21 protein-coding genes are annotated in these 24,209 nt (G+C 69.5%); 13 read left to right on the forward strand and 8 right to left on the reverse strand.

The window, feature by feature from the left end:
* Positions 1 to 184: 184 nt before the first annotated feature.
* Entirely contained in the window at positions 185 to 1,813 is a 1,629-nt protein-coding gene (groL, locus tag EDD31_RS08160; RefSeq protein ID WP_123303708.1) for a chaperonin GroEL, read from the forward strand.
* Positions 1,814 to 2,041: 228 nt separating this feature from the next.
* Here the strand turns inward: groL and EDD31_RS08165 are convergent, their stop codons facing one another.
* Positions 2,042 to 2,332, reverse strand: a complete 291-nt coding sequence (locus tag EDD31_RS08165) for a WXG100 family type VII secretion target (protein WP_123303709.1) — start codon at positions 2,330 to 2,332, stop codon at positions 2,042 to 2,044.
* A gap of 189 nt (positions 2,333 to 2,521) precedes the next feature.
* On the opposite strand from EDD31_RS08165, the gene EDD31_RS08170 reads away from it, so the two are divergent.
* From EDD31_RS08170 to EDD31_RS08190, 5 genes are read left to right on the forward strand one after another with little or no spacing between them, the layout of a single operon-like run.
* Complete coding sequence (locus EDD31_RS08170) at positions 2,522 to 4,783, forward strand: HAD-IB family hydrolase (protein WP_123305330.1); 2,262 nt, start codon at positions 2,522 to 2,524, stop codon at positions 4,781 to 4,783.
* A complete protein-coding gene (locus EDD31_RS08175; protein WP_245991057.1) occupies positions 4,783 to 5,670 on the forward strand; it encodes an SDR family NAD(P)-dependent oxidoreductase in 888 nt (295 codons plus the stop codon). Before EDD31_RS08170 ends, EDD31_RS08175 begins: the two co-directional genes overlap by 1 nt.
* Positions 5,667 to 6,479, forward strand: a complete 813-nt coding sequence (locus tag EDD31_RS08180; protein WP_123303710.1) for a lysophospholipid acyltransferase family protein — start codon at positions 5,667 to 5,669, stop codon at positions 6,477 to 6,479. The genes EDD31_RS08175 and EDD31_RS08180 overlap by 4 nt, the downstream gene beginning before the upstream one ends.
* Positions 6,476 to 8,182, forward strand: coding sequence for an FAD-binding oxidoreductase (locus EDD31_RS08185; protein ID WP_342768038.1), 1,707 nt, complete (start codon positions 6,476 to 6,478; stop codon positions 8,180 to 8,182). Before EDD31_RS08180 ends, EDD31_RS08185 begins: the two co-directional genes overlap by 4 nt.
* Before the next feature lie 6 nt (positions 8,183 to 8,188).
* Positions 8,189 to 9,061, forward strand: a complete 873-nt coding sequence (locus tag EDD31_RS08190) for a LysR family transcriptional regulator (RefSeq protein WP_123303711.1) — start codon at positions 8,189 to 8,191, stop codon at positions 9,059 to 9,061.
* Positions 9,062 to 9,097: 36 nt separating this feature from the next.
* Here EDD31_RS08190 and EDD31_RS08195 read toward each other — a convergent pair whose 3' ends face one another.
* The 3 genes from EDD31_RS08195 to EDD31_RS08205 are packed head-to-tail and all read right to left on the reverse strand — an operon-like array spanning position 9,098 to position 12,462.
* Positions 9,098 to 10,081: a DMT family transporter gene (locus EDD31_RS08195; protein ID WP_245991060.1), complete on the reverse strand. Its 984-nt coding sequence runs from the start codon at positions 10,079 to 10,081 to the stop codon at positions 9,098 to 9,100.
* Between the two features lie 9 nt (positions 10,082 to 10,090).
* Positions 10,091 to 11,278: a CaiB/BaiF CoA transferase family protein gene (locus EDD31_RS08200; protein ID WP_123303712.1), complete on the reverse strand. Its 1,188-nt coding sequence runs from the start codon at positions 11,276 to 11,278 to the stop codon at positions 10,091 to 10,093.
* Entirely contained in the window at positions 11,278 to 12,462 is a 1,185-nt protein-coding gene (locus EDD31_RS08205; RefSeq protein WP_245991062.1) for an acyl-CoA dehydrogenase family protein, read from the reverse strand. Before EDD31_RS08205 ends, EDD31_RS08200 begins: the two co-directional genes overlap by 1 nt.
* A gap of 161 nt (positions 12,463 to 12,623) precedes the next feature.
* Here EDD31_RS08205 and EDD31_RS08210 point away from each other — a divergent pair, with 161 nt between their 5' ends.
* The 3 genes from EDD31_RS08210 (at position 12,624) to EDD31_RS08220 (ending at position 15,951) form a co-directional block, all read left to right on the forward strand.
* Positions 12,624 to 13,481 (forward strand): 3-hydroxyacyl-CoA dehydrogenase family protein, encoded by an 858-nt coding sequence (locus tag EDD31_RS08210; RefSeq protein ID WP_123303714.1) that lies wholly within the window; start codon positions 12,624 to 12,626, stop codon positions 13,479 to 13,481.
* Positions 13,478 to 14,665 carry an acetyl-CoA C-acyltransferase gene (locus tag EDD31_RS08215; protein ID WP_123303715.1) on the forward strand — a complete coding sequence of 396 codons (1,188 nt, stop codon included), beginning with the start codon at positions 13,478 to 13,480 and terminating at the stop codon, positions 14,663 to 14,665. The genes EDD31_RS08210 and EDD31_RS08215 overlap by 4 nt, the downstream gene beginning before the upstream one ends.
* A gap of 65 nt (positions 14,666 to 14,730) precedes the next feature.
* Positions 14,731 to 15,951, forward strand: coding sequence for an aminotransferase class I/II-fold pyridoxal phosphate-dependent enzyme (locus EDD31_RS08220; protein ID WP_123303716.1), 1,221 nt, complete (start codon positions 14,731 to 14,733; stop codon positions 15,949 to 15,951).
* 60 nt (positions 15,952 to 16,011) lie between these two features.
* Here the strand turns inward: EDD31_RS08220 and EDD31_RS08225 are convergent, their stop codons facing one another.
* Positions 16,012 to 16,809 (reverse strand): carbon-nitrogen hydrolase family protein, encoded by a 798-nt coding sequence (locus EDD31_RS08225; protein WP_123303717.1) that lies wholly within the window; start codon positions 16,807 to 16,809, stop codon positions 16,012 to 16,014.
* A 26-nt stretch (positions 16,810 to 16,835) separates the two neighbouring features.
* Entirely contained in the window at positions 16,836 to 17,612 is a 777-nt protein-coding gene (locus tag EDD31_RS08230) for an enoyl-CoA hydratase-related protein (protein ID WP_123303718.1), read from the reverse strand.
* Positions 17,613 to 17,740: 128 nt separating this feature from the next.
* Between EDD31_RS08230 and EDD31_RS08235 the strand changes: the two genes are divergently transcribed.
* The 4 genes from EDD31_RS08235 (at position 17,741) to EDD31_RS08250 (ending at position 21,823) form a co-directional block, all read left to right on the forward strand.
* Entirely contained in the window at positions 17,741 to 18,700 is a 960-nt protein-coding gene (locus EDD31_RS08235) for an NADP-dependent oxidoreductase (RefSeq protein WP_123303719.1), read from the forward strand.
* A 12-nt stretch (positions 18,701 to 18,712) separates the two neighbouring features.
* On the forward strand, positions 18,713 to 19,888 hold the full coding sequence (locus tag EDD31_RS08240) for a C45 family autoproteolytic acyltransferase/hydrolase (RefSeq protein ID WP_148058906.1): 1,176 nt from the start codon (positions 18,713 to 18,715) through the stop codon (positions 19,886 to 19,888).
* Between the two features lie 114 nt (positions 19,889 to 20,002).
* Positions 20,003 to 21,001 (forward strand): IS481 family transposase, encoded by a 999-nt coding sequence (locus EDD31_RS08245; RefSeq protein ID WP_123303721.1) that lies wholly within the window; start codon positions 20,003 to 20,005, stop codon positions 20,999 to 21,001.
* Positions 21,002 to 21,109: 108 nt separating this feature from the next.
* The gene (locus EDD31_RS08250) at positions 21,110 to 21,823 is read left to right on the forward strand and encodes an Abi family protein (RefSeq protein ID WP_483964264.1); all 714 of its coding nucleotides are present in this window, start codon (positions 21,110 to 21,112) and stop codon (positions 21,821 to 21,823) included.
* A gap of 24 nt (positions 21,824 to 21,847) precedes the next feature.
* On the opposite strand, the gene EDD31_RS08255 is transcribed toward EDD31_RS08250, so the two are convergent.
* Both EDD31_RS08255 and EDD31_RS08260 read right to left on the reverse strand, forming a co-directional pair.
* Positions 21,848 to 23,233, reverse strand: coding sequence for an ABC transporter substrate-binding protein (locus tag EDD31_RS08255; RefSeq protein ID WP_245991066.1), 1,386 nt, complete (start codon positions 23,231 to 23,233; stop codon positions 21,848 to 21,850).
* Positions 23,234 to 23,243: 10 nt separating this feature from the next.
* A complete protein-coding gene (locus tag EDD31_RS08260; protein WP_123303722.1) occupies positions 23,244 to 24,209 on the reverse strand; it encodes a carbohydrate ABC transporter permease in 966 nt (321 codons plus the stop codon).

Below are 24,209 nucleotides of genomic sequence, written 5' to 3' on the forward strand. Positions count from 1 at the left end.
CCGTGCTTGCACTCTCGGGCAGAGAGTGCCAATATCGAGTTAGCACTCTCGAACCGAGAGTGACAAGTTCGTCAGGTTGGCCAGTGAGGCCCGGACGACGGCGGGACGTGACCGCCGGGAGTCCGGGTCGTCCGTCGCGGGCACTGTCCAGCCAGCACCACCACCCGAGTGGAGGAAACCGAGCATGGCCAAGACCATCGCTTTCAACGAGGAAGCCCGCCGCGGTATGGAGCGGGGTCTCAACACCCTCGCCAACACCGTCAAGGTGACCCTGGGCCCCAAGGGCCGCAACGTCGTGCTGGAGAAGAAGTGGGGTGCCCCCACGATCACCAACGACGGCGTCTCGATCGCCAAGGAGATCGAGCTCGAGGAGCCGTACGAGAAGATCGGCGCCGAGCTCGTCAAGGAGGTCGCCAAGAAGACCGACGACATCGCTGGTGACGGCACCACCACCGCCACGGTGCTCGCCCAGGCCCTGGTCAAGGAAGGCCTGCGCAACGTGGCCGCCGGCGCCAACCCCATCGCTCTGAAGCGTGGCATTGACGTCGCCGTCCAGGCCGTGACCGAGAAGCTCTTCGCCCAGGCCAAGGACGTCGAGACCAAGGCTCAGATCGCCTCGACCGCAGCCATCTCTGCCGGAGACCCGGCCATCGGCGAGCTCATCGCCGAAGCGCTGGACAAGGTCGGCAAGGAAGGCGTGGTCACCGTTGAGGAGTCGCAGACCTTCGGCCTCGAGCTCGAGCTCACCGAAGGCATGCGCTTCGACAAGGGCTACCTCTCGCCGTACTTCGTGACCGACAGCGACCGCCAGGAAGTCGTCCTCGAGGACGCCTATGTCCTGCTGGTCGAGTCCAAGATCACGAACGTCAAGGACCTGCTGCCGCTGCTGGAGAAGGTCATCCAGTCCGGCAAGCCGCTGGTGATCATCGCCGAGGACGTCGAGGGCGAGGCCCTGGCTACCCTCGTGGTCAACAAGATTCGTGGCACCTTCAAGTCCGCTGCCGTCAAGGCTCCGGGCTTCGGCGACCGCCGTAAGGCGATGCTGCAGGACATGGCCATCCTCACCGGTGGCACGGTCATCTCCGAGACCGTGGGCCTGAAGCTGGAGACGGCTGACCTGGACTTGCTGGGCCAGGCCCGCAAGGTGGTCATGACCAAGGACGAGACCACCATCGTCGAGGGTGCTGGCGCCTCCGACCAGATCGAGGGCCGCGTGGCTCAGATCAAGGCGGAGATCGAGAACTCCGACAGCGACTACGACCGCGAGAAGCTGCAGGAGCGCCTCGCCAAGCTGGCCGGCGGCGTGGCCGTCATCAAGGCTGGCGCGGCCACCGAGGTGGAGCTCAAGGAGCGCAAGCACCGCATCGAGGACGCCGTGCGCAACGCCAAGGCCGCTGTGGAAGAGGGCATCGTCGCCGGTGGTGGCGTGGCACTGATCCAGGCCGCCAAGGAGGCCTTCGAGTCCCTCGAGCTGAAGGGTGACGAGGCGACCGGCTCCATGATCGTCAAGGTCGCCGTGGATGCACCGCTGAAGCAGATCGCGATCAACGCTGGTCTCGAAGGTGGAGTGGTGGCCGAGAAGGTCCGCCACCTGCCCGCCGGCCAGGGCCTGAACGCGGCAACCGGCGAGTACGAGGACCTCCTCGCCGCCGGCGTGGCGGACCCGGTCAAGGTGACCCGTTCCGCGCTGCAGAACGCTGCTTCGATCGCTGGTCTGTTCCTGACCACCGAGGCGGTCGTGGCCGACAAGCCGGAGCCCGTGGCCCCGGCTGCTGGTGGTGGCGAGCCCGACATGGGCGGCATGGGCTTCTGACGATTGCGAAGTCGAGCGTAGGCCTGAGGTACGAAGGCCTGCCGAGACGGAGCTGAGGAAGAGGCCCCATGAACAGGGGCTTCCGACGAAGCCCTGGGAGCTTGCTCGGGCCGGGCGGCGACGCCCGGCCCGAGCGCACCTGAGAAGAGGGAGGTACCCGCTGCGGAGGGCAGCGGGTACCTCCCTTTCTGTGTGCCCACGGCGGGTACAGGCACTCGGGCCCCAGGCTCAGGTGCCGAACATCGAGCGTGCTGCAGTCTCAGTCTCCTCGTACATCCGCGCGGCGTTGTCGAGCGCGTGGCTGATCTGCTCCAGAGAGGTGTCCACGGTGGCCTGCGTGGCCTGCCATTGGGCAGCACAGGCGTCGAAGGTCTGCGAGGCCGTACCCCGCCAGCTCGCCTGCAGGGCGGTCAGATGCCCCATCATGGCGGCAACCTCTCCGCGGATGGCCGTGGCCGTGGCCCGGGTGCGGTCTGCGGCGATCAGGATCTCGCCGCTGTCTACGGTGAACTGCGTCATCGGTGGTGCTCCTCGTCTGCGTCGGTGGGTGCTCCCGCCGTGGTTGGCGAGTACTGCGCACGCTAGGGACGGCTCACCTCGAATGGATGCCACCGGCCGGCCGGATGTGGACGGTTCCGCGCGTCAGGGAGGAGCTGTGCATGAGTCGCCGGTAAGCCATGGCCGCCGTTGCGCGGTAACATGCGCGGAATGCCACACCCATTGGATAAGGCGCACGTGCTGCTCACCGGCGCCACCGGATTCGTAGGACAAGCCGTGCTCGAACGGCTCCTGTCCGGGCACCCCGACGCCCACGTCACCCTGCTCGTCCGGCCCCGCGGCGACATCACTGCCGCCCAGCGAGTGGCCAAGCTCTTGCGCAAGCCGGTCTTCCGGCCGTGGCGTGAAACGGTGGGCAACGAGGGCGCCGAGGCTGCCCTGCGGGATCGCATTTCCGTGATCGAGGGCGATCTCGGTGCCGTGCCCGAACTCCCCGGTGATCTCGACGTCGTCATCCACTCCGCCTCCACCGTCTCCTTCGACCTGCCGATCGATGAGGCCTTCGTGGCCAACGTCGCCGGCCCGGCGTCGCTCTATGAGGCGCTCCAGGCCGCCGGCGGCGATCCGCACGTGGTGCACGTGTCCACCGCCTACGTGGCCGGAGCCCGCAAGGGCGTGGCCGAGGAGCGTTCCCTCGACCACGAGATCGACCATCTCCGTGAGCTCGACTTCGCCGTCGCGGCACGCGCTGCCGCGGAGAACGACTCCCGCACCCCCGCCATCCTCGGCGACCTGAACCAGCAGGCCGTGGCCGAGCACCGCCGCGCCGGTCCGCGCGCCGTCGCCGCTGCTACTGAGGCTCTGCGCCAGGAATGGGTCACCGAACGCCTCGTTGACGCCGGGCGAATCAGGGCCCAGTCCCTGGGCTGGCCGGACGTGTACACCTTCACCAAGGCCATGGGTGAGCGCGTGGCCGAGGGCATGTGGGCCGGCGCCGGCCACCGCCTCTCCGTCCTGCGGCCCACCATCATCGAGTCTGCGCTCCGCCACCCCTTCCCGGGCTGGATCGACGGATTCAAGGTGGCCGACCCGCTCATCGCGGCCTACGGGCGCGGGATGCTCCCCGAGTTCCCCGCCCTGGCCGACACGGTGTTGGACATCATCCCGGTCGACTTCGTCGTCAACGCCACGCTGGAAGCCGCGGCCACCCCGCCACCGGTGGAGGAACCCGCGTACTACCAGGTCTCCTCCTCGGTCACGAACCCCCTGCGCATCGGTCAGCTCGTTTCCACCGTGCGGGAGTACTTCTCCGAGAACCCCCTCACCGATCATGACGGCTCCCGCGTCTCAGTGCCGGCCTGGTCGTTCCCGCACCCGCGCGCCGTCGAGCGCGCCCTGCGCCGCCGCGAGTCGGCGGTCTCCGTGGCAGACAAAGCCCTGAGCAAGCTGCCGGCCACGGCGCGCACGCGCGGCTGGATCAAGGGCCTGGACCGCACCCGGAAGGATCTCGTCCGCCTGCGGAAGTTCACCTCGCTCTACCAGCCCTACACCCAGACCGAGGTGACCTTCGACGACGCCCGGGTGCGCGAGCTGCACTTCGCTCTTTCCGAGGAAGAGCGCGCCGATCGCGGCTTCGACGTCACCGACATCGACTGGCGGCACTACTTGCAGTCGGTGCACATCCCCAACGTGCCGGGCCTGTTGCGGCAGAGCGGGGGCCCCAGCAAGGCCCCAGCCCCGGCGGCGCTCCCCGAACGCACCGACGTGCTGGCCGTATTCGACCTGCAGCGCACGCTGGCCTCGGCCACGCTGGTGGAGCAGTACCTGTGGGTGGAGCTGGCCGCCCATCCGCCGTCGCGCTGGCCGCGCTCCCTGGCCGGCCTGGTGGCCTCCGCGCCCCGCTTCCTGCAGGCCGAGCGCCGCGATCGCGCCGACTTCATCCGCACCTTCATGCGCCGCTACGCCGGCGTGGACCCCGAGGTGCTGCGCGAAGTCATCGCCCGCGAGGTCACTCCCTCCATGCGCCGCGACGTGTTCCTCGACGCCATGAGGCGCGTGCAGGCCCACCGCGCTGCCGGGCACCGCACGGTGCTCGTCTCCGGTGAGATCGACGTCTTCGTGGAACCCTTCGCCCCGCTCTTCGACGACGTCGTGGCCGGGAGCATGGAGGTCGGCGAGGACGGCTTGTGGACCGGCCACCTCGAGACCTCCCCGCTGGTGGGGGAGGCCCGCGCCGCCTGGTTGCGCCGCTACGCCCGCGAGCACGACATGGACCTCGAGGGCTCCTTCGCCTACGGCGATGCCTACGCGGATCGGCCCTGGCTCGACGTGGTCGGCAATCCTCACGCGGTCAACCCCGACGCCTCGCTCTACCGGTATGCTCACGCCCGGCGGTGGCCGGTCCTGACCTGGACGGAGACCGCCGAGAGCCGGGTGGTCCCGGTTCTCCGCAGCCTCCGGGGAGGATCGTGATGACGCGGGCCGCATGGACGATCGGGGTCGCTGGTGCCGCTGGAGCTACCGCCGCTGCGGTGGCGGCGGCACGGTGGGCGCGACCGACCGTGGAGGTTGCTCCCGCGCGGCCCGTCCTGCACGGCCAGGCCATGGTGACCGGCGGCACCTCGGGCATCGGTCTGGCTTTCGCCCGGGCACTGGCCGAGCGCGGCTGTGACCTGGTGCTGGTGGCCCGCCACGGTGAACGTCTGAAGAAGACCGCCGGCCAGCTCTCCTGGCGATACGGCATCACCGTGGAGACCCTCGAGGCCGATCTCGCCACACGCGAGGGTGCCGCAGCTGCGGCTGAGCGCCTCGCCGATCCGGACCGGCCCATCGAGGTGCTGGTCAACAACGCCGGCAAGGGCGTGCACGTGCCGCTCGCTGCGGAGGACACCAGCGAGCACGAAGCCTCCATCGACCTCATGATCCGCAGCGTCCTCATCCTCGGCGCCGCGGCCGGAGGTGCCATGCGTGCACGCGGTCACGGAGCCATCATCAACGTGGCCTCAGTGGCCGGCTTGATCCCCATGGGTGCCTACTCCGCCATCAAGTCCTGGGTGGATACTTACAGCGAGTCCTTGGCCATGGAACTCGGGGGAGATGGCGTGCAGGTGCTCAGCGTGCGGCCCGGGTGGGTGCGCACCGAGTTCCATGAGCGGGCTGGGATCCGCACCACCTCCATCCCGGACTTCCTCTGGCTCGATGCCGAGCGCGTGGTCGAGGACGCGCTGGCCGATCTTGACCGCGGGAAGATCCACTCCACCTCCACCCTTCGCTTCAAGGTCCTCGCAGCGGCAGCGGCCCATGCGCCGCGGCCACTGGTGCGCTGGGCGACAGCCAAGATCAAAGGGGGGCGATCATGACGGCAAAGAAGCCGCGCACACAGCGCTACCACTCGGCATGGCATCGGAGCCTGCGCTACGTCACTCAGCGCCTCATCATGCGCGCGGTGGTGGGTTCAACCGTGCAGGTGAAGGCCGAAGGCCTGGACAACCTGGAGTCTCTGGAGCGGCCTTTCATCGTGGCGGCTAACCACTCCAGCCATCTGGACACCACGGTGCTGCTGACTGCCCTGCCGTGGCGAGTCACCTCCCACCTGGCGGTGGGCGCGGCTTCGGATTACTTCTACAACCATATGTACCGCTCCATGGCGGCTTCGGCGTTCTTCAACACCTATCCGGTGCATCGTCCTGGGTCAAAGGGCCGCTCGGCTAAGCGCAGCAAGGGCATGACGCGCAAATTGGTCGAGGAGCAGATTCCTGTGCTGCTCTTCCCCGAGGGCACCCGCAGCCGGGACGGCAAGATGGCGGCCTTCAAACCGGGTGTGGCGGCCATCTGCGCCGAGCAGCAGATCCCATGCGTGCCGGTGGCGCTCCTGGGCACCTTCGATGCCATGCCCCCCGGGCGGAGCTGGCCGATGCCCGGCCGCCCTCGGGTGCGGGTGCTGGTGGGCCGCCCGATGCGTCCGCGCCGCGGCGAGGCGGTGGGGGACTTCAACGAACGACTCTCCGCACGGGTGCGGACCATGATCGACATGCAGACGCCGTACGTGCTTGCCGATAAGCCTGCCGCGCGCGAGAGCGCCGCGGAGGACGGCGAGACACGCCAGGGCAAGAGGTCTCGACCCCGAGACGCACAAGGGCCCGGCCGGGCACAGGAGGAAGCCTCGTGACCACACAGTCACACAAGAACACCGTCCCGCACATGAAGTGGTGGGGCTGGGGCGTCGAGGGCGTCGCCTTCAACCACCGGGACAAGCCGAACTTCCGGCCCTTCGTGCTCGACCAGGTCGGCGTCGACGTCGACGTCCCCGGCACGCCCCCGCCTGCCTTCGAGGAGATCGATGTTCCCGCCCCCCGCATCGGCGAGGAACTGCTGGCCGAGCTGGCTGAGGCGGTCGGCGAGGAGAACGTCTACACCGAGGACTTCGACCGTGTCGTCCACACCTACGGCAAGGGCTTGCCGGACCTGATCAAGGTCCGCGCCGGGCACCTGCCCCGTGCCGTCGACGTCGTGGTCTACCCCGGCAACGAGAGCGACGTCCAGGCCGTGCTCGACGCCGTGGTGGCCGCCGACGCCGTGCTGATCCCCTTCGGTGGCGGCTCGAACATCTCCGGCTCGCTCACCCCGCCGGAGTCCGAGGAACGTCCCGTGGTCTCCCTGGATCTCGGGCGGATGAACCGGGTGCTCGAGATCGACGAGACGGCCGGCCTGGCGCGGATCCAGGCCGGCGTGCTGGGCCCGGACATGGAAGAGCAGCTCACGGCCCGAGGCTGGACCATGGGTCACCAGCCCGACTCCTTCCGCCACTCCACTCTCGGCGGGTGGATCGCCACTCGCTCCTCGGGGATGCAGTCCGACAAGTACGGCGACATCGCCGACATCACCCGTGGTCTGCGCGCCGTCCAGCCCGGCCGGATGCTGGTGCTGCGCCCCCTGCCCTCGACCTCGACCGGTCCGAGCGTGCGGGAGATGATCCTGGGATCCGAAGGCCGTCTCGGTGTGATCACCGAGGCCTGGGTGCAGGTGCACCGGCTGCCGGAGAACCGCGAGATCATCGCCTACCTCTACCCGAGCTGGGCTGCGGCGCTGGCCGCGATGCAGGAGATCTCTACCTCCGACGCCTCGCCGTCGGTCACGCGTGTGTCCGATGACCGCGAGACCGCCTTCTCCTTCTCCACGCAGAAGGCGAAGAAGGGCCTGAAGTCCACGGTGCAGAAGGGCCTGTTCGACCTGCTGGAGCGCCGCGGGTGGGACATGGATGCGGTGTGCCTGTCCTACGTGGGGTACGAGGGCGGCTCCGCCCGGGTCAAGGCGGAGAAGGCGATCGTGGGCAAGATCGTGCGCCGTCACGGCGGCATCAAGCTCGGCTCCGGGCCGGGTGAGCTCTACGACCAGAAGAAGTTCGACACTCCCTACATCCGTGACTACCTGCTCGACATCGGTGCGGTGGCTGACGTCTCGGAGACGGCGACGCCGTGGTCGAACCTGCTCGACATCTACAACGGCACGGTGCGCGCCGCCAAGGACGCCTATGCAGCTCTGGGCGTTCGCGGCTACATCATGTGCCACCTCTCGCACAGCTATCACTCCGGTGCGTGTCTCTATTTCACCTTCGCCTTCCCCCCGGCCACCGAGAAGTGGGAGGAGCAGATCGAGCAGTACTGGAAGGTCAAGAGCGCCATCCAGCAGTCCTTCGTCGATCTGAAGGGCACGATCTCTCACCACCACGGTGTGGGTACGGAGCACGCGCACTGGATCGAAGAGGACATCTCCGAGGCCGGTGTGGAGACCATGGTCGCGCTGCTACGCGGTGTGGACCCCAGCCGCAACCTCAACCCCGGCAAGGTCATCCCCACCCACCGCGAGTGGTGAGCGGGCCTGGACGTCCACCAGGCCCAGGCCTTCCTGACCCTGGCCCAGGAGCTGCACTTCGGCCGCGCTGCGCAGCGCCTGCACATGGCCCAGCCGCCACTGAGCCGGCTCATCCGCAAGATCGAAGCCGAGTTGGGCGCCGCCCTTTTCGACCGCAGCACCCGCGGCGTCGCCCTGACGCCGCAGGGCGAGGCGCTGGTCGAGCCGGCGCGGGAGCTCGTCATGCAGTCCCAGCGCATCAAGGAGATCGTGCAACGCACCCAGGGCGGCATGATCGGGCGCGTACGCCTGGGCTACGCCGGCCCGTCGGTGGGCCATCTCGTGGGGCCGCTGGCGCGGCGGGTGCGCCAGGAGCGCCCCGGCATCGCGCTGGAGCTGTTCAGCTCCCAGTTCTCCCACCGTGGTCTGGAGAAGGTCACCGACGGCTCACTGGACCTGGTGATCGGTCGATGGGACTTCCTTCCCGCTGAGGTCGACTCCCGTGTGCTGGCCCGTGAGGAGTTGCTGCTCGCCGTGCCGGCGGGCCACCGCCTGGCCACGTTCGAGATCGTGCCGGTGACGGAGCTCGCTGAGGAGCCCTGGATCGTACTGCCCGGGCGCAGCGCCGCCACCTTGCCGAACCGGCTGAACCTGCTCGGCGTCGCCGGGGGGTTCCTCCCGCGGGTGGTGCAGGTAGCTCCGGACTCCGCCACGCTCATGCTGCTCGTCGGTGCCGAGATGGGCATCGCGCTGACCTTCTCCGGGGTGCGCGACCGTGTGCCGGCCGAGAACGTGGTCTTCCGCCGGCTGGGTCCGGAGCCCGGGGAGGTGAAGGTGCGGCTCGCCTGGCGCCAGGGGGACGAGAACCCCGCCCTGGCCGCGGTGGCTGAGCTGGCCTAGGCGGTCGAGCCCGGCGGCGAGGCGCCGCGAGCGTAGTCAGGGTTGAGCGCGCGAGCGGCGGATGTCTGGCAACGAGGCCAGGACGACGGCCACCAGGGTTAGTCCCGTGCCCGCCACGGTGGCGAAGGCGACGATGGAGCCGGCGGTGGGGACGACGACCTCGAGAACCAGCGACCCGACGAGTTGCCCCGCGATCATGCCCATGGCCGTCACCAGCACTCCCACCTTGGCGACAAGCACCGCACCGGCACCGATGAAGACGATCCCCAGCGGCCCGCCGAGGTAATGCCACCACACCGGCGAGAGGGCCGGACCGATGCCGGTGGCGACGGCTTGGATGCCCCACACGGCCAACAGCACGGTGCTGCCGGTCAGGAAGTTGATCAACGTGGTCGGTACCGGGCCGTAGGCGGCGGCCTGGCGGCCGTTGAGCGCCTGCTGGCCGGAGTTGAGGAAACCGGCTGCGGCCGGGAGAAGCACCAGGATGAGCCAGTCGACGCCGCGCCCAGCCGCGGTGAGATGGGGTGAGACGGTCCAGGCGACCGCCACGAGGGTGAGTATGGCGCCCAGTACGCGGAACGGGCTGATCATCTTCCTGCCGGCGGGTCCCAGGCCGATCCGGTCCCACAGCAGACCACCGACGGTCTGGCCGGTGATGACGGCCACCGAGAAGACGGCGACGCCGATGAAGCCGACCGTCAGCGTCTGGGTCAGGACGAAGTAGGCTCCCACGCATCCGGCGAGCAGGTACCACCAACGCACCTGACCCGAACGCAGTGCGGGACGGACCCGCCGCACCGCCCGGCGGCCAGTGGACGTGGTGGTCGTGACCACGATCATCACCAGCAGTCCGGTGAGGAAGCTGATAGTCGCTGCGAGCGTGGCGGAGCCGATCTCGGCGGCAAGTGCAGTGTTCACCCGGCTCTGGATCGGCATGGCCATGCCCACCAGGACCATCACGAGGATGAGGAGCGCCCAGATCGGGAGGGATCGGTCGGGCTGCTCGCTCTGCTGTCGCACAGGGAAAACCTAGTGTGTCTCAGCTCCCAGCCAGCGCAGCACGCGGTCCCGGTCGGCGTCGAGGCGCGGGGGTGCCTGGTGGTAGTCCACCTCGGAGCTGTCGAAGCGCACGGGATGGCGCACCGTGGGGATGCGGCGTTCGCCGTTTCCGGCCACCGCCACCGGCTCCAGGCCGAGATCCGCAGCGAAGTCCACGCCCTCGGCCACGGTCAGGATCGGCGCCGAGGGCACCCCGGCCGCACGGAACCGATCGAACCAGTCCATGGCCCCGCGAGCGGCCAGGCGTGCAGCCAGCAGCGGTCGCAGCGTGTCTCGGTGCCGATTCCGCGCCCCCATGGTGGCGAAGCGCTCATCCGTAGCCAGCTCGGGCACCTCGAGCAGCTCGCAGAGCCGCACGAACTGCCGGTCGTTGCCCACCGCGATGATCAGGTCCTTGTCCGCCGTCGGGAAGGGCTCATACGGGTACAGGCTCGGGTGGGCGTTGCCCATCCGCGAGGGCGTCACCCCAGCCATCACCGCCGCGGCGGACTGGTTGACCAACCCGGACAGCGCGGAGGAGAGCAAGTCCACCTGTAGATGGTCACCGAGCCCGGTGGCGCTGCGCCGGTGCAGGGCGGCGAGGATCCCGGTCAGGCAGTGCAGCCCGGTGATCACATCCACCAGCGCGACCCCCACCTTGGTGGGCTCGCCGTCGGGTTGGCCGGTCAGATCCATCAGGCCGGAGACCGCCTGGGCGACCAGGTCGTATCCGGGCAGATCCACTCCCTCGGCGGTGCCGAAGCCGGTGATCGAGGCGTAGACGAGGTCCGCGCGCTCGGCACTCAGCGTGGCGTAGTCCAACCCGAAGCGGGCCAGGCCCCCGGGTTTGAAGTTCTCCACCAGCACATCGGCGCGGCGCACGATCCGGTGGGCGAGGGCGAGATCGCCCTCGTCGGAGAAGTCCAGCGCGATGGAGTGCTTATTGCGGTTCACCGAGAGGAAGTACGTGCCCTCGCCGTCCCGCTCGGGCGGCACCCAGGTGCGGGTGTCATCACCGCGCGGGCTCTCGACCTTGATCACCAGCGCACCGAGGTCGGCGAGCATCATCGTGCAGTACGGTCCCGCCAGCACCCGGGAGAGATCGGCAACCACCACCCCGGCCAGTGGCCCGGTGGCCTGCGCGGCGAGAGCGTCGAGGTCGGTGAGGTCGGCTGCCATCAGCGGTAGGCCGCGTGGCCGGTGATCTGCTGGCCGAGCACCAGGGTGTGTACCTCGTCGGTGCCCTCGTAGGTGCGCACCGATTCGAGGTTGTTCGCGTGCCGGAAGGGCGAGTGGTCCAGCGTCACACCATTGCCGCCCAGGATCGTGCGAGCCTCACGGGCGATGTCGATGGCCACGCGGCAGTTGTTCAGTTTGCCCGCAGAGATCATCTGGTGCTCGAGTGCGCCGGCGTCCTTCAGGCGGCCGATGCGCAGGGCGAGAAGCTGGCCCTTGGTGATCTCCAGGGCCATGTTCGCGAGCTTCTGCTGGGTGAGCTGAAAGGAGGCCAGCGGTTTGCCGAACTGCTCGCGCTGCTGGGAGTACTCCAGCGCAGCCTGGAAGCTGTCCCGAGCAGCACCCATGGCCCCCCACACGATGCCGTAGCGGGCCTCGTTCAAGCACGAGAACGGCGCACGAAGGCCGGACCCGCCCGGCAAGATCGCCTCGGCGGGCAGGCGCACAGCGTCCAGGTGAATGTCGCACTGGATGGAGGCGCGCATGGACAGCTTCGGCTCGATGTCCACTGCGTGGAAGCCTTCGGTGGCCGTCGGCACCAGGAAGCCGTGCACCCGGTCGGTACCGGTCTCCGCGTCTTCTACCTTGGCCCAGATCACCGCGACATCGGCGATCGAGGCCAGCCCGATCCAGCGCTTCTCGCCGGTGAGCACCCAGGAGTCGCCGTCCTTGACGGCGCGCGTGGTCATGCCGCCCGGGTCGGAGCCGGCGCCGGGCTCAGTCAGCCCGAAACAGCCCACGGCCTGCCCGGCCGACATCTTCGGCAGCCACTCCTGCTTCTGTTCCTCGCTGCCCCACTTGTGGATCCCGGACATCGCCAGGGAGCCCTGCACCGAGACGAAGGTGCGCAGACCGGAGTCGCCGGCCTCGAGCTCCTGCACGGCCAGCCCGTACTCCACCGCTGAGCGTCCCGCGCAGCCATAGCCCTGCAGGTGCATGCCCAGCAGACCCAGGTCTGCGAACTCCCCGATCAGCTCACGGGGAAAGACGGCGTCGGCGAACCAGCCGGCAATGTGCGGGCGGATGCGCTCATCGACGAAGCTGCGCACGCGGTCACGGGTGTGCAGTTCCGACTCCGAGAACTCGGAGTCGAGATGGAGCAGGTCGCTCGGGTTGGCGTGCGCCACGGGATCCTCCTGGGATTCGACTGCTCGTAGTCTCGCCAACTTCTGCTCCGGAGGCAGAGCTTTCAGACCGTGCATACCGAAGTCGGGTGCCCTGAGATACCCGCAAGGTATCAATCGCCGGTTCCCCTGCGCCGTCGCGCGCGAGCAAGCATCCTGGTCGCATGGGACAAGAGCGAGTACTCGTCGTCGGAGCCGGGGCCATGGGTACGCAGATCGGGGCGGTCTTCGCCCTGGCGGGCCATCCGGTGACCGTGCAGGACATCAGTGAGGACGCGCTGGAGCGTTCGCAGGCCGTGGTGCGCAAGCGTGTGGGCCGCCTGGCGGAGAAGGGGGCGATTGAGGCTGTCGACGCCGAGGCCGCTATTGGGAGGATGAGCTGGACCGCAAATCTCGAGGACGCTGCCGCCACCGCCGATCTGGTGGTCGAGGCGGCCTCGGAGCGCCTCGACATCAAGCGGGAGGTCTTCGCCCGCCTGGGCGCCGCGGCGCCGGAGCACACCATCCTGGCCACGAACTCGTCCTCGATCCCTTCCTCGTTGCTCGCCGAGGCCTCCGGCCGCGCGGACCGGCTGTGCAACATGCACTTCTTCAACCCGGCGCTGGTGATGCAGGCGGTGGAGGTCGTCCCGAACGACCAGACCTCGGAGGCCACCATCGAGACGGTGCTGCGCCTGACCGAGGGCATCGGCAAGCATGCGGTCCGCCTGCACGCCGAGGTGCCCGGCTTCGTGGCCAACCGTCTGATGATGGCGCTGCTCAACGAGGCCGTGGCCCTGCAGGCCCAGGGCCTGGCGAGCATCGAGGACATCGACGCCGCTGCCAAGCTTGGCCTCGCCCACCCGATGGGCCCCTTCGAACTGATGGACCTGGTCGGCCTGGACGTCGTCCACGACATCCAGGTGGCCATGCATGACATGACTGACGGCGACGACCCGGCCCCCCACCCCGATGTGCAGCGGCTCTACGATGCCGGCCACTACGGCCAGAAGTCCGGGAAGGGCTGGTACGACCACTCATGACCACGCCGCACGACGTCGTCATCGTCTCGGCCGCGCGCACGCCGCTCGGCCGCTTCCGTGGCGCGCTGGCTACCCAGTCGGCCGTCGACCTCGGGGTAGTGGCGGCCCGGACCGCCATCGAACGCTCGGGCCTCGCCGCGGAGGAGATCGACGCCGCGATCCTTGGGCAGGTCCTCCAGGCCGGCGCCGGGCAGAACCCGGCCCGGCAGACCGCCGTCCAGGCCGGGGTCCCCCTGGCCACGCCGGCAGTGACCGTGAACAAGGTGTGCCTCTCCGGCCTGACCGCCATCATCGACGGCGCCCGCCTGATCCGCTCCGGTGAGGCCACCGCGGTGCTCGCCGGCGGCCAGGAATCCATGACCAACGCGCCCCACGTGCTGCCCGGGGCGCGTCTGGGCCTGGGGTACGGCGACGCGACCCTGATCGACACCGTCGCGCGCGACGGGCTCTCCGATGCCCTCGACGGGCGTGCCATGGGGCTGCTGACCGAGGAGCACAACGACGGCGCCGCATTCGTCTCCCGCCAGGAACAGGACGAGATCGCCGCCCGCTCCCACCAGCGCGCCGCGGCCGCCACCGCCGCGGGGGCTTTCGACGACGAGCTGGCCGAGGTGCGCATCCCGCAGCGCCGCGGCGAGCCGGTGGTGGTCGGCGCCGACGAGGGCATCCGCGCCGACAGCACTGCCGAAGCCCTCGGGCGACTGCGTCCCGCCTTCGCCGAGCACGGCACGATCACCGCGGGCAACGCCTCGCAGATCACCGACGGCGCCGCCGCGCTGGTCCTGACCACCCGGGAACGAGCGGAGGCCGCAGGGTCCACCGTGCTGGCTACCGTGCGCGCCTGGGGCCAGGTGGCCGGCCCGGACACCTCCCTGCAGTCCCAGCCCTCCCGCGCCATCTCCGCGGCACTGGGCAAGGAGGGATGGCGGCCGGAGGACCTCGACGTCGTGGAGATCAACGAGGCCTTCGCCGCGGTGGTCGCCGTCTCCGCGCGCGAACTGGGCCTGTCGCACGAGAAGGTGAACATCCACGGCGGCGGCATCTCGCTCGGCCACCCCATCGGGGCCTCCGGCGCCCGCCTGGCCGTGCACGCCGCGCACCAGCTGCACGCGCGGGGAGGTCGCGCCGCCGTGGCCCTGTGCGGTGGCGGCGGCCAGGGCGAGGCCCTGTTGCTGGAGGCCTGAGCCCTCGGCAGCGCCCCGGCCCGAAGGATCCGTGGCCGGGCGGAGCCGGCGTGGGAGGATGCCGCATGCGCAGTGACCGGTGGCTCGACGTCGCCCGCGGAGCCGGCCTGCTCGCGCCCTCCGGCGCCGTGGCCTCGACGATCTTTGCGGAGATGTCCGAGCTGGCCATACGCACCGGTGCGGTCAATCTCGGCCAGGGCTTCCCGGACGTCGACGGCCCCGTGCATCTCTGCGAGGCCGCGATCGCCGCGATCCGCGAGGGCCACAACCAGTACCCGCCCGGAGCCGGGATCCCGCAGCTGCGCCACGCCGTGGCCGCACACCAGGAACGCCATTACGGGCTCACCGTCGATCCGGAGACCGAGGTGCTGGTCACCGCTGGGGCCACCGAGGCGCTCGCGGCCACGATCCTGGCGCTCGCCGGGCCCGGCGACGAGGTGCTCACCCTCGAGCCCTTCTACGACTCCTACGCGGCCTCGATCGCGATGGCCGGCGCCACTCACCGCACCATCCCGATGCGCCCCGGGCCGCAGGGCTTCACCCTCGAAGCCGAGCAGGTGCGCGCCGCCTTCACCGACTGCACGCGCCTGGTGCTGATCAACACCCCGCACAACCCCACCGGTGCCGTCCTGCGCACCGAGGACCTCACCCTGCTGGCCGAGCAGGCCGCGGCGCACGACGCCGTCATCGTCACCGACGAGGTCTACGAGCACCTCACCTACGACGGCGTGGCCCATGTCCCCATCGCCACCCTTCCTGCCGCAGCCGGGCGCACCCTGACCATTTCCTCGGCGGGCAAGACCCTGTCCTTCACTGGGTGGAAGGTGGGGTGGCTGCACGGCCCCGCGGAACTGGTCACCGCGGTGCGCACGGTCAAGCAGTTCCTCACCTACGCGACCTCCGGCCCCTTCCAGCACGCGGTCGCCGTCGCGCTCGCGGATGACGACGGCGCGACGCGGGAGTACGTCGGCGCGCTCGCCGCCTCTCTGCAGTCCCGGCGGGACCTGCTCCTGGGGGCCCTCGACGCCGCCGGTTTCGCTGCGGTGCGCCCGGAGGGAACCTATTTCGTGGCCGCCGACGCCGCGCCGCTGGGGTTCACCGACGCCGCCGAGCTGTGCCGGCGACTGCCCGAACTGGCCGGCGTGGTCGCCGTGCCGCTGAGCGCGTTCTGCGCGGCCGGCTCACCGACCCATGAGCTGCTGCGCTCGTGGGTGCGGTTCACCTTCGTCAAGCAGGAGAGCGTGCTGCGCCAGGGCGCGGAGGCGCTGGCGAGCCTGCGGGCTTAGCGCTCACTCCCGAAGCCCGGGAACCCCAAGCCCGAGCCTGGAGCCGCTCCTGCGGCGTGCCTACTCACTGCGCGGGACCACCCGGTAGCGGCGCGCCTTCAGCGCCGGGTTGATCTCCCGCACCTGCGCGAGACGGGCACGCTCGAGTCTTGCCACCGCCAGCCCGGGGGCCTCGCCGGCCGCGGCCAGGGCCACCCCCATGGGGTCGAGGATGATGCTGTTGCCGATGCCGGCGGGCGGGGTCTGATCCGCTGCGAGGACGTAGACGGTGTTCTCGATGGCCCGGGCCCGCAACAGGGTGTTCCAGTGGAACTCCTTCAGCGGGCCGGGCGCCCAGGCCGCAGGGACGGCGAGGAGCTCCGCGCCGGCATCGACCAGTGCCCGGGAGCTCTCCGGGAAGCGCAGGTCGTAACAGGTCTGCAGCCCCACGCCGTACCCGTTAACGTCCAGCACCGTGGCCTGCGGGTCCGCAGCGAGCACCCGGTCGGATTCGCGGTACCCGAAGGCATCGTACAGGTGGGCCTTGCGGTAGACGGCCACCAGTTGACCGCCCTGCAGTGCGACCAGCGCATTGTGGATGCGCCCCCGTCCGGCGGCCTCGTTGACGCCGGCCACCAGGGTGAGGCCGTGCTCGGCGGAGAGTGCGGCCAACCTCGCGACGGTGGGGCCCTGGAGCGGCTCGGCGCTGTCGACGAAGCGGTCGTCCATGGCTGACGCCGCGAATACGGCGAATTCGGGCAGGATCACCAGCTCCGCACCGCGTTCCACCGCCTGGGCGAGGAGCTCCGCGATGGTCGAGAGATTGACGGCCTTGTCCTCACCGGGTGCGTACTGTGCCACCGCCACGGTCAGCGTCATCGTTCCTCCCTGTGCCGCCACCCCGGTCAGCGGTGCTGGAAGTGGGGCTTGCGCTTCTCCGCGAAGGCCGTCATCCCCTCGGTCTGATCCTCCAGGGCGAAGGTGCCCGCTGCGGCTTGGGACTCGAAGCTCAGCCCACCGGCGAGGGAGCCCTCCTGGGCGGCCTTCAGGGCAGCCTTGGCCGCATAGACGGCGGGCAGCGACTTCGCGGCGATCGTCTCGGCCACCTCGGTAGCGGTGCTCAACAGCTCCGCGGCCGGCACCACCCGAGAGACCAGGCCTGCACGCTCGGCTTCGGCGGCGTCCATGGTGCGCGCCGTGAGTACCAGATCGGCCGCCTTGTAGGCGCCGATGGCCCGGGGCAGGCGCTGGGTGCCGCCGAGCCCGGGGATGATGCTGAGGTTGATCTCGGGCTGCCCGAAGGTGGCCGAATCCGCGGCGATGATCAGGTCGCAGGCCATGGCGAGCTCGCAGCCACCGCCGAGTGCGTAGCCGGAGACGGCGGCGATGGTGGGGGTGCGCAGGCGGTCCAGGGCGCGGATGTCCTCGAACAGGCCGTTCGCGGCGATGTCGGTGTAGTCCTTGCGGGCCATCTCCTTGATATCAGCGCCCGCGGCGAAGGCCTTCTCCGAGCCGGTGATCACGATCGCGCCGATGTTCTCGTCGCCATCGAGGGCGATCGCAGCGGCGGCGAGCTCGCGCACCAGCTGTTCGTTCAGCGCGTTCAGCGCCTTCGGGCGGTTCAGGGTCAGATAGCCCACCCGGTTCTCGGTGCGGACCTCGATCGTCTCGTACTCGCTCACAGCTGACTCCGTTCGTGGGGGCGCGATCCCTGACGCTCGCCGGCGCGAGCGTTCCTGTGACGGTATCGCGAGCGCCGGGAGTGCGGTCTACGGTGGAGGAGCACCAGCACCGCGATGGACGGAGCACGATGAGCACACGCATGACCCGCGCCGTCGGCGTCACCGAGTACGGCGGCCCCGATGCCCTGCAGGTTCTCGACCTCCCCACCACGGAATGCGGACCAGGCCAGGTGCGGGTGCAGGTCGCCGCCGCGGCGATCAACCCGACGGACACCTTCGTCCGCAACGGGGCGCGCTCGAATACCGGCACCCCGGCGGGGATCGCAGACGTCCCCGGCATGGATGTGGCCGGCGTCCTTACCGAGATCGGGCCCGGAGTCGACACCGGCCTGCAGGTCGACGACCGGGTGGTGGCGGTGGTGGTCCCAAAGGACGAGCACGGCGCCTACCGCGAGGACGTGGTGCTGCCGCAGGGATCGGTGGTCGCGGCCCCGGCCGGCCACGACGACATCGCCGCCGCGACGCTGCCCATGAACGCGATGACCGCGCGGAAGACCCTCGACCTCCTGGCGCTCGAGCCCGGCCAGGTGCTCGCGGTGACCGGCTCGGCCGGAGCCTACGGCGGCTATGTCATCCAGCTGGCCAAGCACGAGGGCCTGCACGTGATCGCCGACGCCGCCGAGGCGGACGAGGAGCTGATCCGCTCCCTGGGCGCCGACGAGATCGTGCGGCGCGGCACCGACGTCGCCGCCCGGATCCGGGAACGGTTCCCCGAGGGCGTGGACGGCCTGGCCGACGGCGCCGTGCTCGACGAGCACGTCCTGCCCGCGGTCAAGGACGGCGGCGCGGTGGCCACCGTGCGCGGCTATCGCGGAGACGGCCAGCGTGGACTGCAGGTCCATCCGGTGTGGGTCTTCGGTATCGCTGAGGAACGCGAGATGCTCGCCGGCCTCAGTGCGCTCGCCGCCGACGGCACGCTGACCCTGCGGGTGGCGGATGCGGTGGCACCGGCCGAGGCCGGGCAGGCCCATGCCCGGCTCGAAGCCGGTGGCGTGCGGGGCCGGCTGGTCATCGATTTCAGCCGGTAGACAATGGGCGGCATGACCATCCACGAATGGACCGCGCCCGCCGATGCTGACCAGCCACTCTCACCCGCCCGCCTCGGCGAGGAGTACGGCCGCGCCTGGGCCGGTCGGCTCACCACCGCGGTGGCCGAGTACCGCGGGCTCTACGAGCTGAACAGCATCGGCGCCGACGTCGTCTCCCAGGTCACTGCCGCCTGCCGGGCAGCCACCCTGGAGCACGCCCCAGATCTGGCCGAGGAACTCGACGCCATGGCCACCGGGGCGGCGGCCGCCGGCGCCACCGGGATCGACGGTGCGCCGCTGGCGCTCGAGGACCTGTGGATGCTCACCTCCCGCACCGAGATCCTGGCGCACAAGCAGCGCCCGGCGGCCGAGTGCTCCACCATCGTGCACCTGCCCGACGATGAGCACGCAGCGCCGCGCACCCTGCAAACCTGGGACTGGTTGGAGTCGACCTCGCAGGAGATGCTGGTGCGGCGGCACAGCACCGCAGACGGCGTGCGAGTGGTGAGCTTCTGCGAGTTCGGCCAGCCCGCCAAGATCGGGGTGAACACCCGCGGTCTGGGCGTGCACTTCAACATCCTGCTGCACGAGCGCGACGGCCAGACCGGCCGGGACGGCCTCGTCGTGAGCGGGGGAGGGGTGCCGGTGCACGTCATCGCCCGCCTGATCCTCGAGCAGGCCGCCACCGTGGCCGAGGCCGCGCAGATTGCCCGGTCACTGCCGGTGAGCGCCTCCACGGTCATCACCGTGGCCACCACCAACGGCACCGAGCCGGGCACCGGCCGGCGCGTGCCGGAGGCCGCTTCCATCGAGATCAGCCCGGCCGGGGTGGCAGTGATCGCTGTGACGCCGGGGCAGACCCTGACGCACACCAACCACTTCCTGGACGCGGAGCTGGCCGTCGGCGAGCGAGCGGAGTCGACCTCGACCTCCTGGAAGCGCCTGGACTGCCTGAGCGGGGCCCTCGAGCTCGCCGCGATCGAGCAGGGCCGCGAGCGGGCCGAGGCCTTCGGCCGGCTGCCCGCCGCCCCGATCAACGTGGTCGCCGATCCGGCGAAGCCGCCGCAGGATCGCTCCGAGACCAAGGCGACCCTCGTGCTGGACCTCGCCGGTGGCCGGCTGGAGTTCGCTCGCGGCTCCACCGCTCGCGTAGCCGCGGGCGGCGAGTGGCGCGTGATGGCGGCCTAGATGTGATGTTCAGGGAGGTTGTTCGGGCTGGGGCGGCGTGGCCTGCTGAGAGGTGAAGGCCTCCGGTTGTGAAGTGGAGATGTCGAGTAACCGCTTCACAACCAGGAGGCCTTCGTGTCCCACGCTAACGCTGCTTTGACCCCTCGTGCCCGGGCGCGCCTGGCGCGTCTGATCGTTGACGATGGCTGGAGCCCCACGACGGCAGCGCGGATGTTCATGGTCTCGCCCAACACTGCGAGGAAGTGGGCTGAGCGCTACCGCGCCGAAGGGGTGGCCGGGATGGCTGACCGGTCCTCGCGCCCGCGTCAGTGCCCTTCAAAGACCCCGCAGAAGGTGGTGCGCCGGATCGTCTCGCTGCGGCTGCGTCACCGCCTGGGACCGGTCCAGATCGCTGGGCGTCTGGGCGTGCCGGCCAGCACCGTTCACGCTGTGCTGGTGCGCTGCCGGCTGAACCGGCTCTCCCGAATCGACCGGGTCACCGGGGAAGCGATCCGCCGCTACGAACACGACCACCCCGGCTCGTTGATCCACGTCGATGTCACCAAGTTCGGCAACATCCCCGACGGCGGCGGACACCGCTACCTCGGGCGTGAACAGGGAGGGAAGAACCGCCGATCCACCGCTCAGCGCACCGGGCAGCGAACCCTCCACCGCTCACCACGCCTGGGCCGGGGCTACGTGCACACGGTCATCGATGACCACTCCCGGATCGCCTACGCCGAGATCCACGCCGATGAGAAGGCCACCACCGCCACAGCCGTGCTGCGCCGGGCAGTGGCCTGGTTCGCCGAGCGCGGGATCGCCGTCGAGCGGGTCCTTTCCGACAACGGCTCTGCCTACCGCTCGCGGCTGTGGGCTCACGCCTGCGCCGAGCTTGGCATCAAGGCCAAGAGAATCCGGCCATATCGGCCCCAGACCAACGGAAAAATCGAACGCTTCCACCGCACTCTGGCCGAGGAATGGGCCTACGCCCGCTTCTACACCTCAGAGACCCAGCGCCGCGACGCCCTGCCGCAGTGGTTGCACTTCTACAATCACCACCGTCCCCACTCCTCAACCGGAGGACGACCACCAGTCACCCGACTGACCAACCTCCCTGAACATCACACCTAGAATGGGCAAAGAAAAACCCCGGCTGCATGCCGACTCGTGTTCGACAGAGGCGTGTGCCGGGGACTTCTCTCTCAGCATACAACGACCAGGAGGCGCCGTCCATTGTCGATGCCCGCCCACCACGTCACCGCGTTGGACCGCTCGATCACACCGACGCGGATGCAGACGTACCTCGCCGCTGTCGCCGGAGATCCAGATCGAGCGCGAGACCTCTACTTGTGGGACCGCGAGCTCGCGGTGGCATTCTTGAGCGATCTGGCGATCCTCGAAGTTGCTCTGCGCAATGCGATGGTTTCTCAGCTCGAAGCCAAGTGGGGCACCCGCTGGTACGCGAACCTCGACATGCCACTCGATGACCGCTCCATGAACACTCTGGCCAAGGCGTGGGGACAGATCAGGGGCCCGAAGACGCCAGGCAAGCTGGTGGCCCAGTGCATGTTCGGATTCTGGCGCGGACTCCTGGACAAGGGCGACCACGCGGGCAAGCATCCCCGCCGGATCCGATGCGACTACGAGGTCTTGTGGAGGGGCGTCCTCGACAAGGCTTTCCCTGGTGGGCGCGCCCAGGCCAAGGCCGATGGTGAACGGTGGAACAGGGAGTACGCGCTGGCCGTCGTGTCCAGGCTGAACGAGCTTCGCAATCGGGTGGCGCACCACGAACCACTGGTCAACGGCTTCCCCTTACCGGGCCAGGGCATCCGGCGGACAGCCCAGGAAGCGCATGAGGACACGATGAGGCTCGCTGCCATGCTTGACCGCGATCTCCATTCCTTCCTGCAAGCCCAATCCAAGGTCCCGCAGATGCTCGCCGCAAGACCATGACCGCCCACTACGCGCATCGGCCGCCTAGTCGAACAGGCGCGCGATCCGCTCATTCGCCTCCGTCAGGTCCGAGGAGTCCGCGCTGCCGATGTACATCGCGTCCAGGACCGGGCTGAGGATCGAACCGATCTCCGAGCCGTAGTTGGTCACCGGGAACAGCACGGTGTGCTGCTCCTCGACCAGGTCAGTGAAGGGCTCGACGTCGATGCCCTTCTCGCCGAAGGCCTCGATCGCCGCCTCGGTGCCGGCCGGATGGGCGGGGAAGACCACGCCCTGCTCCCCGACCAGCACCTGACACTCCTCGGAGCCGAGGAAGGCCACCCACTCTGCGGCCTCCTCGGGGTGATCGGTCTGCGCGCTGATGGAGTCGCCCAGCCCGTTGTACATGGAGACCGGATGGCCCACCGGTCCGGCGGGCAGCGGGGCGACACCCAGATCAATCCCCTCGAGCAGCGTGTAGCTGCTGATCGTCCACGAGCCGTTCGGTGACAGCGCCGCCGCTCCGGAACCCAGCTGCTGGGTCGGGTTCGGTGAGGTTCCGACCTCGGCGAAAGACGGCATGAAGCCCTTGTCCACCAGCCCGAAGAGCCACTCGAGAGATTCGTGCACACGCTCGTCGTCGTAGTTGTACTCCTCGGCCCACACCGGCTCGTCGGTGTAGACCCAGCCGGTGGACGCAGCCAGCCAGGACCATTGGGTCTGACCGTGGCCGTCCCCGCCCGCACCACCGGAGGCGAGGCCGTAGGTGACCACATTGTCCGGGTCGAAGCCCTCCTCGCTCCCGCGCACGCCCTCGGCATCGATGGAGAGGTGGGCGATGACCTCCTCGAAGGTGCCGCCGTCCTCCGGGTTCCAGTCCAGGCCCTCCAGGTCCTCCGCCGTCATGCCGGCTTCCTCGAGCACGTCGTGGTTGAAGAAGATCGCGATGGTGTCGAAGTCCTTCGGCATCCCGTACTGCCGGCCGTCCGGCCCCTCCCAGAGCTCGGCCAGGCCCTCCTGGAAGTCGCCGCCGTCGAAGTCGCTGGTGGCCTCCATCTCGTCGAAGGGCAGCAGCACTCCGCGGCTGACGAACTCCGGGTACATAGTGAGGTGGTCGGCGAACACATCCGGGCCCGCCCCCGCCACCATGCTCGCGGTGAGCTTCTCCCAGTAGTCGCCCCAGCCGTACTGCGTGATCCGGATGTTGATGTCCGGGTTCTCCGCCTCGAAAGCGTCCGCACAGGCTTGGTAGCCGGGCAGTTGCACGGATTCCCAGAGCCAGTAGTCGATGGCCACGTCGCCCTCGCCGCCGGGAACGGCGGCGCCGGCGCAACCGGCGAGCCCGAGAGCTGCGGCGCTGAGGGCGGCACCCGCCAGGTGGCGCCGGAGCCGGCGCGGGCGGCGTGCGGGGGAGTGTCGCGTAGAGCTCATGGCTGAAACCTCACTTGATTCCGGTGAAGCCGATGGAGTTGACGATCCGCTTCGCGAACAGGGAGAACAGGACGATCATCGGCAGGGCGGCCACCAGCGTGGCGGCCATCAGACCGGACCAGTCCGGCCCCGACTGCGGGCTCTGTGCGCTGAAGGCGCCCAGGGCGACGGTCAGCACGCGGGAGTCGTCGGTGTAGGAGACCATCAGCGGCCAGAAGTAGTCGTTCCAGGCGGTGATGTAGGTCAGGATCGAGATCGTCGCGATCGGGGCGGCCGACATCGGGATGATCAGGGCGAAGAACACCCGCACCTTGGAGGCCCCGTCGATCAGCGCCGCCTCCTCGATCTCCAGCGGCACGTTCATGAAGAACTGCCGGAGGAAGAAGATCGCGAAGGGGGCCATGAACAACCCCGGCAACATGATGCCGAACAGGGTGTCGATCAGGCCGAGATCCCGGATGAGCAGGAAGTTCGGGAGCAGGGTGAAGATGATCGGCACCATCAGCGAGAGCAGGAAGGCGCTGAAGACCAGGTTCCGGCCCCTCCAGCGGAGCCGGGAGAAGGCGTAGGCCGCCATGGCGGAGAAGAACACCTGGCACACCGTGATGCCGGTGGCCACGATCACCGAGTTCCGCAGGTACAGCCAGAAGTTCAGCTGCGCTCCCGAACCGCCCTGGGCGATGGCCTCGTCCACGGTCTGCAGGCCGAAGACCCGCTCGAAGCCGCCCCAGCTGAAGTCGACGGGCAGCAGCGAGGTGGCGTTGGCGTACAGGGCGCTGTTGCTGGACAGTGCGGTGCGGAGCATCCAGTAGAAGGGGAAGATCGTGATCAGCAGCATCGCGATCATCACCGCCCAGGCGGCCACGCGGCCCAGGCTCAGGCGGCGGCGCGGGCGCTTCTGCTCCGCGGGATTCTCGGGTTCGCGCCGGGCGACGGCTTCGGCGCCCAGGCCGGCGGTGCCATGAAGTTGAGTCAT

The sequence above is a fragment of the Bogoriella caseilytica genome (assembly GCF_003752405.1).
In the GTDB taxonomy this organism is placed as follows: domain Bacteria; phylum Actinomycetota; class Actinomycetes; order Actinomycetales; family Actinomycetaceae; genus Allobogoriella; species Allobogoriella caseilytica.